This is a genomic window from Prochlorococcus marinus str. MIT 0918, assembly GCF_027359415.1.
GTDB classification, from domain to species: domain Bacteria; phylum Cyanobacteriota; class Cyanobacteriia; order PCC-6307; family Cyanobiaceae; genus Prochlorococcus_E; species Prochlorococcus_E marinus_C.
In genome coordinates this window covers 270,297-282,881 of record NZ_CP114780.1, presented here as the reverse complement: position 1 = coordinate 282,881, position 12,585 = coordinate 270,297, and the positions used below count along the sequence as shown (strand labels likewise).

The window sequence follows — 12,585 nt, the reverse complement described above, 5'->3', positions numbered from 1 at the left end:
GAATAACGTTAATTACTAATGAAAATGTCATCAAAAAACTTTCTAACTTTAATTTTAGGAATTATTGGCACACTATTAATCTCCTTTTTTATAACCATACCTGCTTTTGGCTATGACAATGCAGAATTATTACCAACACACAAGACGCCTGTTATTGACTTGGCAAAATCTTTAAATGAGAGTCAACGCATAAAGCTAGAAGAATCATTAAATCAATATGAGGAGGAGACAGGCTGGAAGATAAAAGTCCTTACACAATTTGAAAATACACCAGGAACAGCAATAAAAGAATTCTGGGACATTGATGAAACAACTCTGATATTAGTAGCTGATCCTAGAGGTGGTAATCTGTTGAATTTTAATGTAGGAGATGCATATTTTGCACTATTACCAAGAATATTTTGGGTTGAATTACAGACTAGATATGGCAATCAATTTTATGTAAGAGATAATGGAGAAAGTGAAGCAATAATTGACTCTATCAATGCAGTAAAAACATGCCTAAATAAAGGAGGCTGTGAAGTTGTACCTGGACTTCCTAGAGAACAATGGATTTGGACTCTTGGTACATCAATTTTAGGAGGAGTAATAGCTGGGGTTGCTGCTGTACCAAGAAAACAAGAAGAATTAATTGCTTGGAAGTGGTTGTTATTGATGTCACCATTATGGATAATGCTTTTTGGTATATTTGGAATAGCTCCAATTATTACAAGGACAAATGAAATACTTCCTTTGTCAAGAAATATAGTTTCGTTTATAACATGTTTGGTCATATCTTATCTTTTAACACGGAAAGCAACTCTAGGAAGTAATCATAGTACGGAAAATTAAGATAAATATAGTTCTAAAACTATATTTCCTCAATGTAGCTAATAACAGCTTCCGCTGAAGACAAAGCACCATCTGATTTAATTATAGAATTATGTTCGTTACGTAATTCTTTATCTAATTGCCAATTTCCATTATAAAATGACTCTTCTGATAATAATCTAAAGGAACCATATTTCTTTAGACCTTCTATGAGAAATTGAGCCTCAGAAAAATATTTTCTTTCAACAACATGGATTCCTAAATTACAACTTATTGCCTCACAGAAAGTACTAAAACCTGGCTTAGTAATAACTCTATAGCAATAAGGCATAACATCAATTAAACATAAAGATCTTGGCAATAAGGAAACATTTTCAATGTCACTACAATCATTAATATCATTCTCTCTATTAATCAAAAAATGAAAGTCCCTCCACTTTGAAAAAGTTTCCTTTGAAAGCTTAAATCCCATACCCCCCAATGAAATTAAGATGAATTTCTTTTTAATAGATTCTAGATTTGCAAGGAATTTATTAGGCAATATTTTTTTTTGAGAAACAACTAAACCAACCTTATGTTCTTTTATCTTCCAATTCATGTTCATAGAGAATGGAAATCGTATTAAAATATTACCTTTAGAGTAATCATCAGAGATATTTGATATATATTCTGAAAATCTATTATCATAAGAACTATATATATTATCCCAACCGAAGTTACCCATCCATATTAAAGGTGCTGTTAGTAAAGAGGCCAATCTTGAGGCAGAAGGTGGTATATCGCCTATTATTAATGGATTATTATTCTGACTTTTAATCCAATCTGATTCTTCTATTAGAATCTCAGGTAATTTTAAATAAAAATTATTTAATTCATACAAAGTCTTTTCAATATCAACAGTTAATGCATTATCTTGGACCGTACCAATATCCCATTTTATTCTACGGTGAATAATAGGTATTCCATTAAAAGCTAGGTTTAAAAATTCATAATCAACTACTGAACTAACTACATATTGCCAATCTGGTCTCAATCTATAAAGTTCTGAAAAGATTGCCGCTTGTCTTGCAGCATGTCCATATCCATGACTACTTAAACATAAATAAATTAACATTATACCTATATTTTTCTTACAAAAAGTTCTTCTTTATAAGCCAAGGAAGCATCTGATCGAAACCATCTATGTGATGCTTCAATTAATTTATTATTTGAAAATTCAACCCAGGACAAATGGCATAAAGCAACCCCATTTTCATCATTTCCTCTTCTTGGAACACAAGCAGCATTTAGAAAACATGTGTCACGAATAGAATCGTAAAAGAAGGTTTCCCTAAAACCTTTACTCCTTTTTAAACGATGATGCATATGACCAAAAACTACTAAGTCCAATGATCTTTGCTTTTGAATTTGATTAATTGCTATTGCAAGATCCTGATCGCCCCAATCAATAGGAGGTAATTTCCAATCTCTACCACAAATACTAGAAGCTTGAGAACCTAAACCCGTAGGGCCTGAATGGGCCAAAATTATAAGTGGATTTTCTAGTGGAACTTGTTTAGCTGCAGAAACAATTCTGCAAACTGAATCATGAAGTGTAATAGGACCAAAAACAGATTTAATTTGAGGAGAAAGGTAGAAGCCACCACCTGAACTACAAGGTCTTCCTCCTACAATTGATAACTGTAGATTGTGCCAATTACAGTGACGCCAAGAACAATCAATATCACCCAATAAATCGAGTTGTTGTTTGAGATGAAATCCAGAAAGATCTTTACCACGATCATGATTTCCCAGAATTAAAGCCTTAGGGATATCTAGTCTTCTAATAGCCTTAACATTTCCAATATGCCCATCTCCGAGATCCCCAACAAATAAAATTGCATCAGGCTTTAAAGCCATTAATAGGTCATGATCCTCTTTCAACCAAGAACCATGTATATCTCCTGCTATAGCGAGTCGAATACGTGACAGAATTAACTAGATAATCAACCTCTATACTGCATCATATTGCTCAAAAGAAACTGTTTAAATCTAAAACTAGCTATCAGACGGATTTACCTGTTCCCAAAACAAGGGATGAAATAAAAAAGCAGATAAACCTGCTTTGCAATGAAAAGAATGCCATTATTCTTGCTCATTATTACCAGGATGAAGTCATTCAAGATATAGCTCATTTCATAGGAGACTCCCTTGAGTTATCTAGAAAGGCATCTCAGACAAACGCAGATGTAATAGTTTTTTGTGGTGTTCACTTTATGGCTGAAACAGCGAAGATTTTAAGCCCAAAAAAAACTGTTCTAATACCAGACATAAATGCAGGATGCTCACTAGCTGATGAATGCCCTGCAGATGAATTCAAGAAGTTTTTAAACAAATACCCAGATCATTTTGTTATTAGCTATATAAATTGTTCAGCAGCTGTTAAAGCACAAAGCGATCTTATATGTACAAGTAGTAATGCAGTTGACCTTGTTAAAAAGATACCAAAGGAGATTCCAATCATATTTGCACCTGACAAGAACTTAGGCAGGTGGGTTATAAATCAAAGTGGTCGAAAGATGAAATTGTGGGAAGGTTCATGCATCGTACACGAAACATTTAGTGAGGAAGAACTTATTAAATTAAAAGCAAAGAATCCAGATTCAGAAATAATTGCACATCCTGAATGTACACAAAGCTTATTAGAATATTCAGATTATATAGGTTCTACAAGTAAGTTATTATCATATATTCAAAAATCGGATACTTCTACTTTTATTGTTTTAACAGAGCCAGGAATAATTCATCAAATGAAAATAAAAGAACCGTTAAAGAATTTTGTTGATGTTCCAGGAATTGATGGATGCAGCTGCAATTCCTGTCCTTACATGAGGCTTAATACAGCTGAAAAAGTGATTAGATCACTTGAACAAATGAATCCAGAAATAATACTAGAAGAAAGTATAAGAAGTAAAGCCTTTAACCCAATAAAAAAAATGCTAGAAATGAGTAAATAATAAGAATTTATTTATTTAGTGCCTTCTCTAAATTAGCTGAACCAGGTACATAGCTTTTGATGTTACTTAATTGATTAATCTTTTGCACTAAAGCATTTTCGGCAACTGTATACTGATTATCTATTGATGACCCTAAATCACTAATAGAGAAATTATCACTCTTCTTCAAGATTAGATTTACTTTGATATCTGGCTTAATACCATTCTTATTAATATCAACTCCATTGGGAGTTAGATATTTGGCTACTGTAACTGTAAGTCCAGAGCCATCAATTAATGGCTTGACAGATTGAACCAACCCTTTACCAAAGGTTTTATTTCCTACAAGAATTCCTCTTTTATTATCTTGGATAGCTCCAGATAGAATTTCACTTGCACTAGCAGAACCTTCATTAACTAAAATCGCTATTGGCTTTTTAGTTAATGAAGTATTTCTAGCCCTTCTTACATTTTTTATACCATTTCTAGTTTGGGTACTTACTATAATTCCTTTATCTAAGAATTGTCTTGATATCTCTATACTTGCTTCAAGTAATCCCCCTGGATTTCCTCTTAAATCAATAATATAACCATCTGTATTATGAAGTTCTGCAGACTTAATTGCATTATTCATTTCTTTTGAAGCATTAGCACTAAATGTTTTTAATCTTATATAAGAAATTTTCATGCCATTATTTAATATTTTACGTTTTGTTGATACTGTTCTAATTTCTATTTTTTCTCTAACAAGTGATATATTAATAGATTTGTTTCCCCTTTGAAAGCCAATTAAGACCTTAGTACCTTCCTTTCCTCGTATTAATTTTACAACATTATCTATACTCATTCCTTCAGTATTTTTTCCATCTATTGAAAAGATAATATCTTTTGCTTTTACACCTGCCTTGAAAGCAGGAGTTCCTTCTATTGGTGATATTACAACTATATTTTTGGTTTTATCATCTATTGCTATTTGTATACCTACCCCAGTCAACTGTCCTGATGTATCTATTTTCATTTCATCAAATTGCTTTGGATCCAAAAATCTTGTATAAGGATCTTCTAAAGTTAACAACATGGCTTCAATTTCATCATAGACTTGAGAATAATTATGATATTTATTAGAAAGTAATTTTTTTCTAAGCCTAATCCAATTAGATGGATCATACTTACCTGTGGAGTCCATATAATCTCTGTATATTATTTGCCAAACTTGATCTAAAACTTCTTTAGGGCTATCTTCAATCAAAGAGTTGTTTAATGGAATAGCAAAAGCAACTGGGACCAAAAAAACGGAAAAAAATATAGATCTTATAAAATTATTAGCAATACGTTTTTTATAGTAAGGTTTATACATATTGATCTAATTGAAAGTTATAAAATACATTTATTCGCCAGGCTCTATCCATTTACCATCTTCTTTAATTAGATCAATTAATGCAGTAACACCATCTTCTTCTGCTACTTTTCTAATTTCTTCTCTACCTCTATAAAGTGCAATTATTCCTTTCCCTTTGCCAACGTAACCATAATCAGCATCTGCCATTTCTCCTGGGCCGTTAACAATACAACCCATTACTGCAATATCTAAACCAGTTAAATGATTAGTTGCATCTCTTACTTTTGCTACTACTTCCTCAAGGTTAAATAATGTTCTTCCACAACTTGGACAACTTATATATTCAACCATTGTTTTCCTTAAACCAACGGTTTGTAATATTGAATAAGCTACAGGAATCTCCTTTTCTGGTGCTTCAGTAAGTGAAACTCTTATAGTATCTCCAATTCCCTCAGACAAAAGTGTTCCAATTCCTACGGTGCTTTTAATTCGACCATAATCTCCATCTCCAGCCTCTGTGACGCCTAAATGAAGAGGATAATTATAACCTTCCTTATCCATAGTATCTGCCATAAGTCTATAAGCCGCAAGCATTACAGGCGGCCTAGATGCCTTCATAGAGATAATAATATTATGAAAATCTAATGAATCACATATCCTAATAAATTCCATTGCAGATTCAACCATTCCAAGAGGTGTATCCCCAAACTGGAATAACATCCTTTCTGCTAAAGATCCATGGTTTACGCCTATTCTCAATGCCTTATTCTGCTGTTTTAAAGTATTAACAATTGGTTTAAAATTATCAACAATCTTATCTTTTATTGATTCGATTTCTTCTTTTGAAAATTCAGTACGATTTGGATCTGGTTGAGAAAAAACAAAAAGGCCTGGATTTATTCTTACCTTATCTACATGTTTTGCTACTTCTAAAGCTATCTTCATACCATTGTGATGAACATCAGCAACCAATGGAACATGCATATAAGTTTTTTCAAGTCTATTTTTTATTTCGCCTACTGCTTTTGCATGAGAAAGTGAAGGGACTGTCAATCTAACGATTTCACAACCAACCTCATGTAAACGTCTTATAGCAGCTGTAGATGAATCAATATCTAAAGTATCTTCATTAATCATTGATTGGACTGAAACAGGATGCTCACTACCTATTCCAATACCTCCAACTATTACAGAACATGTTTTTCTGCGATGGATTTGAGTGCTATAACGACGAGACAACAAGTCGTTATTATCTTCGATTGTTGAAAGCATTGTCATAATCAAACTCTCTATAAAGGAAAAGATGTTGAGGAATTCAATACCGTTTTCAATTCGTTATGTTTTTTCCAAACTTCTAACAAATCTAAACGCGTCAAGTCAAATGGGCCTCCAGGAGTCTTTGAAGGATTTCTTAGTAGGTATGCAGGGTGAAAAATTGGCATTACATAGACTCCATTCCATTTGTGCCAAACACCTCTTAATTCTGTGATTTTGGTCTTAGTACTAAGTATTGTACGTAAAGCAGTAGAACCAATCAAAACAATAATCAAGGGGTCCACCAATTTTATTTGTTGAAAAAGCCAAGGTAAATGTTCGGAAATTTCTTTTTTTGTTGGTGGTCGGTTATTAGGTGGTCGTGTTTTAACCAAATTACATATGTAAACATCCTTATCATGGTTAATTCCTGAAGACTTTAAAAGATTATTTAACAATAAACCAGATCTCCCAACAAAAGGCTTACCTATTTGTTCTTCCATAGCCCCAGGGGCTTCTCCTATTAACATTAAACGAGAAAATGGATTCCCTCTCGAAATAACAAGCTTTGTGCTGTCCAACTTTGGGGAAAGGCTAGTGTAAATAACAAATTTAAATAATAATCAATAAAGTAATTTTTATCTTATTCACAACTTTTTTTATAAGGGACATATAACAAAACCTTATTTTGATCTATATCTAATACCCATGCCTCAGCGCCAAAAGACTCTAACTTTGGCTTTTCAATAAGAGTAGCTCCTAAAGAAATAACTTCTTCTAACCAATTATTCAAAACTATCAATGGCTCTTTAGATGCTGGCTTTTCAAAACAAAGCGATATAGGTGGACATCTCATATCAGAAGGAATTCTATTGCTGGAAGGTTTATAGAATGTTATTTGGAGAGATGAATGAGCATTTATCGAACAATGATTACTATCAAAGCCTTCCTCTACTTTCTTAGAAAATAGAGAAGAATAAAAAGTTGAAAGCTCTTTAGGCTTAGATGTAGAAATTAAAAAACTAGCTTGAATGCAATCCATTTAAACTTTATATAATTTAAACAGCTTATGCCAGTCACCAAAGGGAGCAGAGATGTTAAAAAGAGAATCCAAATTTAGAGGTTTCAGAAAATGAGCGCCTCTCATGTAATTTCCCAGCGAGCTCTATCTTTAGAGCCATCTTTAACATTAGAGATCAGCTCTCTTGCGCAAACTCTAAAAAAGCAAGGAAGAAACATATGCAGTTTGAGTGCAGGTGAGCCTGACTATGACACACCAGATTTCATAGTAGAAGCAGCTATAAAAGCATTAAAAGATGGTGTAACACGATATGGTCCTGCTGCTGGGGATCAAGAACTAAGAGATGCAATTGCAAATAAACTTACTAATATCAATAAAACACCTTCCAATATAGAAAATATTCTTATAACTAATGGTGGAAAACAAGCGATTTTTAATTTATGTCAAGTAATACTTAATATTGGAGATGAAGTATTATTACCATCACCTTATTGGCTTAGCTATCCTCAGATAATTAAATTAGCCGGAGGTATTCCTATAACATTACCTTCATCTGCTGAAAATAATTTTAAATTAGATATAGCTAAACTCAAAAACAACATAACAAATAAGACTAAGCTACTAATTTTAAACTCTCCTTGTAATCCTACTGGTAGAGTCATGAAGAGAAGTGAACTAGAGGAAATAATTGATATAGCTGTACAATTCCCTAATTTAAATATAATAAGCGATGAGATATATGAGTATTTAATTGATAGAAATCAAGAGCATATAAGTATTTCTTCTATTACTCCTGATCTTAAGGATAGAATATTTATAGTAAATGGATTTGCAAAAGCATGGGCAATGACAGGATGGCGGGTTGGATATTTACGAGGAGCTAAAGATATAATAAAAAAATGTATCGCCTTGCAAAGTCAAAGTACTAGCAATGTTTGTAGCTTTGCTCAAAGAGGAGCACTTGCTGCCATTACAAAGTCAATGAGAGGGATAGATTATATGATAGAAAACTATAACTCAAGAAGAGATTTATTACTTAATGGTTTAAAAGAAATAGATGGTTTACTAATTAAAAAGCCAGAAGGAGCATTTTATGCATTTCCATATTTAAATAATGATTTACCTAACTCATTAGAGTTTTGTAAAACTGCACTTGAGAACCAGGGGCTTGCAATCGTTCCAGGTGTAGCCTTTGGCGATGATCGATGCATTCGCATATCATGCGCTGTATCAGAAAATACTATAATTGATGGACTTAATCGTCTAAAGAGAGTTATAATTAATAGTAAGTTATCAAAATAAAAATTGTCCAATATTAAAATCGCATATAGATTTTTATATATAAAACTATCTTTATCAATATTATTATTGGGTAATATATTAATCACCAACATTACCTATGCGGAAGAAAAGCTAATAATCAGCGCAATTCCAGATCAATATCCAGAAAAGCTAAATAGACTATACAAAACCCTGTCAAATGAACTAAGTAGAATATTAAAAGTTCAAATAGAATATAAACCTGTAATTAATTACCAAGCTGCTGTAACATCATTTAGGACAGGTGATCTAGACCTTGTTTGGTTTGGTGGTCTAACAGGAGTTCAAGCTAGGTTGCAACGTCCAGGCGCAATAGTAATGGCACAAAGAGATATAGATAAAAACTTCCATAGTGTAATTATAGTTAATACTAAAAGTAATATTGAATCTATTAAAAAAATTGATGACTTACAAAAACTCAAAGGAAGACGTTTTACATTTGGTTCAGAAAGTTCAACATCAGGAAGGTTAATGCCAGAATATTATCTAAATAAAGCTAATGTTAGAGTTGAAGAATTTAAAGGAGGCAGGCCTGGTTTTAGTGGTAGTCATGATGCAACTATAGCAATGGTTCAAAGTAATTCTTATGAAGCAGGAGTACTTAACGAAGCAGTATGGAAAAGTTCTCTTAATAATGGTAAAGCTGATAATAAAAAAGTAAAACAAATTTGGCGCACACCTCCTTATCCAGACTACCATTGGTTAGCACAGCCAAACCTAGATAAAAGATTTGGAAAAGGCTTTACTAAAAAATTACAAAGTTCAATTTTGAGCTTAAATTCTTCCAATAAACAACAATCAATAATACTAGAAATGTTTGGAGCAAAACGTTTTATCAAAGCTAAAGAAAGTCAATATAAAATGATAGAAGAAATTGGACGGAAAATTGGCAAAATAAGGTGAGTACTATTTTAGGCCTAAACAACATAACTGTAGAAGGCCATAATAAATTACCTAGGCTGATAGATATAAATATAGAAATTTATCCAGGAGATAAGATTGCTTTAATAGGTAAAAGTGGATCAGGTAAATCTACTTTAATTAAGGTGGCAAATGGATCCTTATCTCCCTCAAAAGGTACAGTAGTATTTAAAAAAATAAATATAGAAAAACTCAAGTCAAAAGAAAAGAGATCAATAGGTACATTATGGCAAGATCTTAGGTTAATAGAAGAATTGTCTGTTGGACAAAATGTTAATTCAGGGGCATTGGGTAGGCATAGTATTTTATGGTCTATAGCAAACCTAATATTCATATTAGAAAAAGAAAAATGTACAAACTGTTTAAAAGCTGCAAACTTATCAAAAGATTTAATAAAAAAGAGTGTAAAAGAGCTTTCTAGTGGGCAAAGAAAGAGAGTTGCTATAGCTAGATTACTGAGGCAACAATCTCAACTGATTTTAGCTGATGAGCCTTTCTCAGATTTAGACCCTGTATTAGCCAAGAAAATCTTGCTAACATTATTAAATAGAAGCAAGAAAAATAATTTATTAATTCCAGACACCTCAGTTATAAGTTTACATCAAATTGATTTTATATCATGTTTTACAAGGGTAATAGGTTTAAGAATGGGCAAGTTAATCTTTGACTTGCCCATTAAAGATATTAATAAAAACCTTTTAGATGATCTTTATAAATAAATATTGAATGAGAATAATTATAGCAAAACCGATATTAGCAATACTACCAGTTTTCGTATTAATACCTATTACATTGCAAATAACTAAGGATATTCATATGGGGGGTCTATATAATATTACTAAATTTATCATTTCAGCAGTAAATCCTTCTATAAATCAATCAATTATAAGAAGTAGTTTAAATGGTATTCAAGTAACTTTGTTTATAGCAATTATTTCTTGGTCTTTAAGTGTAGTATTTGGAATTATGTTAGGTTTATTAAGTTCAGATATATTTTATAAAATAATAGACATAAATCCAAAACTATCAAAAGCAATTAAAATAATACTTTCTATACCTAGAGCTACACATGAACTCATATGGGGATTATTATTACTTCAATTTTTCGGATTAAAACCTTGGATAGCAATAGTTTCCATAGTGATACCATATTCTTGTCTCATGGCAAGAGTATTCTCTGAGCAAATTAATCAAATAGACATAACAACAATTATTGCTATAAAACACAATGGAGCAAGTAAGTTCGGAGTATTAATAACAGCATTGCTGCCAAAAATTATACCTTTAATTAGTTCATATGGCTACTATAGACTCGAGTGTGCTATAAGGGGAGCTACAGCACTTGGAATATTCGGATTAGGTGGGATCGGTACAGAATTACAACTTACTATTCAATCCTTAGAATTTAGGGATATGTGGACTTCTCTTTGGTTATTATTTATAACTATCATCATTCTCGAAAAAATAGTTCATTCCTTACAGTCACCTAATCTTTATCAGAATAACATAGGTCTCTATTCCTTACTCAATATTATTGTACTTATATCTTCACTTATTATAAGTATAATAATGCTTCAAAAGTTAGGTTTAGATATTTTTTCACCTATAAAATTTCATTCATTTAATTTTGATTATAATCAAAAGATTATAATTAAGAACATGAGCAATCTTCCTTGGATTAAACTATTTTTCGAAACAATATCAATGACAGTATTGTCAAGTTCAATTGCTATATCAGTTCCACCTCTTTTATTAATGATCTTACCATTTAGATCCTTAAGTTTCCTAATAGATATTATATTTATATTCTTTAGAGTTATACCTTCACCTTTATTATTATTATTATTATTACTTTGTACTACACCAAGCATATATGTTGCTGCATTAGCATTAGGAATTCAAAATCTAGGTGTTATGGGAAGAATATTAAAAGAGAATATTGCAAAATTAGACAATTGCAAATATAGTGCAATTAGATCAGTTGGAGCATCAAGTTCTATTGGATGGTTTTATGGAAAGTTTTGCTCCATAAGTAATAACTATCTAACCTACTCTGCATATAGATCAGATGTAATCTTAAGAGAAACAATTGTCGTGGGTGCTATTGGGGGTGTTGGATTAGGATGGCAATTAAGAGAATCATTAAGTTCGTTTGCATGGGATGAAGTTTTAATGATCACAATGGCATTTATATTAATTACATTAATTGGAGAGGCATTAAGCCGACAATTTCAAAACTATCTAAAGAAAACCAATGAACAAGGGTTAACTGTAAAAACATAATGTCTCATTATGAATAATCCACCACCGAAACAATTAATAGTTATTGGAGATAGCTCTGTATATGGATGGGGAGATAGCTTAGGTGGTGGTTGGTGCGAAAGGCTTCGCAAGAATTGGATGAGTAATCCAGGTTATCCAGTTGTATATCCTTTAGGTGTGAGAGGTGACGGATTAGAAAAAATTGCTAAAAGATGGGCAAAGGAATGGCAATGCCGTGGTGAATACAGAAGAAATTTCCCTAGTGGCATATTAATTGCCGTAGGGTTAAACGACACGGCAAGAATAGGTAGAATAGATGGTCGGCCACAGTTATCCAGTGATGCCTTTAGATTTGGATTGGAAGAACTTTTAAAAAGAATCAAAAAAACTACCTATGTAATGGTACTTGGCTTAACTCCTGTTATTGAGAAAAAAATGCCATTTGCTCAATGCCTTTGGTATTCCAATAAAGCGTGTTTCCAGTATGAAAGACTAATAGAAGAGTGTTGCCTAGTATTAGATATCCCTTTTCTGCCTACATATCAAGAAATAAGAGAACAACCTTTATGGGAAAATCTTATATGTGATGATGGAATACATCTAACTTCAAAAGGGCATATTTGCATATATGAAAAAGTGGTGAATTGGTCACCGTTAGAAAACTGGGGAAAGTCATGATGATG

13 protein-coding genes are annotated in these 12,585 nt (G+C 32.2%); 7 read left to right on the top strand and 6 right to left on the bottom strand.

What is annotated here, in order from left to right:
* Positions 1–24: 24 nt before the first annotated feature.
* Positions 25–831: a TPM domain-containing protein gene (locus O5636_RS01575; RefSeq protein ID WP_269622874.1), complete on the top strand. Its 807-nt coding sequence runs from the start codon at positions 25–27 to the stop codon at positions 829–831.
* Between the two features lie 19 nt (positions 832–850).
* Here the strand turns inward: O5636_RS01575 and O5636_RS01570 are convergent, their stop codons facing one another.
* Positions 851–1,924 carry a hypothetical protein gene (locus O5636_RS01570; RefSeq protein WP_269622873.1) on the bottom strand — a complete coding sequence of 358 codons (1,074 nt, stop codon included), beginning with the start codon at positions 1,922–1,924 and terminating at the stop codon, positions 851–853.
* A gap of 5 nt (positions 1,925–1,929) precedes the next feature.
* A complete protein-coding gene (locus O5636_RS01565) occupies positions 1,930–2,760 on the bottom strand; it encodes a TIGR04168 family protein (RefSeq protein ID WP_332299721.1) in 831 nt (276 codons plus the stop codon).
* A gap of 71 nt (positions 2,761–2,831) precedes the next feature.
* Between O5636_RS01565 and nadA the strand changes: the two genes are divergently transcribed.
* A complete protein-coding gene (nadA, locus tag O5636_RS01560; RefSeq protein ID WP_420063798.1) occupies positions 2,832–3,806 on the top strand; it encodes a quinolinate synthase NadA in 975 nt (324 codons plus the stop codon).
* Between the two features lie 7 nt (positions 3,807–3,813).
* Here nadA and O5636_RS01555 read toward each other — a convergent pair whose 3' ends face one another.
* The 4 genes from O5636_RS01555 to O5636_RS01540 all read right to left on the bottom strand — a co-directional run bounded on the left by O5636_RS01555 (position 3,814) and on the right by O5636_RS01540 (position 7,420).
* Complete coding sequence (locus tag O5636_RS01555) at positions 3,814–5,073, bottom strand: S41 family peptidase (RefSeq protein ID WP_269622872.1); 1,260 nt, start codon at positions 5,071–5,073, stop codon at positions 3,814–3,816.
* A gap of 99 nt (positions 5,074–5,172) precedes the next feature.
* On the bottom strand, positions 5,173–6,396 hold the full coding sequence (gene ispG / locus O5636_RS01550; protein ID WP_420063797.1) for a (E)-4-hydroxy-3-methylbut-2-enyl-diphosphate synthase: 1,224 nt from the start codon (positions 6,394–6,396) through the stop codon (positions 5,173–5,175).
* A gap of 17 nt (positions 6,397–6,413) precedes the next feature.
* On the bottom strand, positions 6,414–6,959 hold the full coding sequence (locus tag O5636_RS01545; protein ID WP_269622870.1) for a uracil-DNA glycosylase: 546 nt from the start codon (positions 6,957–6,959) through the stop codon (positions 6,414–6,416).
* Positions 6,960–7,021: 62 nt separating this feature from the next.
* Positions 7,022–7,420, bottom strand: coding sequence for a hypothetical protein (locus tag O5636_RS01540; protein WP_269622869.1), 399 nt, complete (start codon positions 7,418–7,420; stop codon positions 7,022–7,024).
* Between the two features lie 90 nt (positions 7,421–7,510).
* Here O5636_RS01540 and O5636_RS01535 point away from each other — a divergent pair, with 90 nt between their 5' ends.
* Genes O5636_RS01535 through O5636_RS01515 form a run of 5 tightly spaced genes read left to right on the top strand, consistent with a single transcriptional unit; the run spans position 7,511 to position 12,580 of the window.
* Positions 7,511–8,701, top strand: a complete 1,191-nt coding sequence (locus O5636_RS01535; protein ID WP_269622868.1) for a pyridoxal phosphate-dependent aminotransferase — start codon at positions 7,511–7,513, stop codon at positions 8,699–8,701.
* Positions 8,702–8,704: 3 nt separating this feature from the next.
* Positions 8,705–9,622 (top strand): putative selenate ABC transporter substrate-binding protein, encoded by a 918-nt coding sequence (locus O5636_RS01530; RefSeq protein WP_420063779.1) that lies wholly within the window; start codon positions 8,705–8,707, stop codon positions 9,620–9,622.
* Positions 9,619–10,359 (top strand): ATP-binding cassette domain-containing protein, encoded by a 741-nt coding sequence (locus tag O5636_RS01525; RefSeq protein ID WP_269622867.1) that lies wholly within the window; start codon positions 9,619–9,621, stop codon positions 10,357–10,359. The genes O5636_RS01530 and O5636_RS01525 overlap by 4 nt, the downstream gene beginning before the upstream one ends.
* 7 nt (positions 10,360–10,366) lie before the next feature.
* Positions 10,367–11,923 (top strand): PhnE/PtxC family ABC transporter permease, encoded by a 1,557-nt coding sequence (locus tag O5636_RS01520; RefSeq protein ID WP_269622866.1) that lies wholly within the window; start codon positions 10,367–10,369, stop codon positions 11,921–11,923.
* Positions 11,924–11,932: 9 nt separating this feature from the next.
* On the top strand, positions 11,933–12,580 hold the full coding sequence (locus O5636_RS01515) for a GDSL-type esterase/lipase family protein (RefSeq protein WP_269622865.1): 648 nt from the start codon (positions 11,933–11,935) through the stop codon (positions 12,578–12,580).
* Positions 12,581–12,585: the final 5 nt, after the last annotated feature.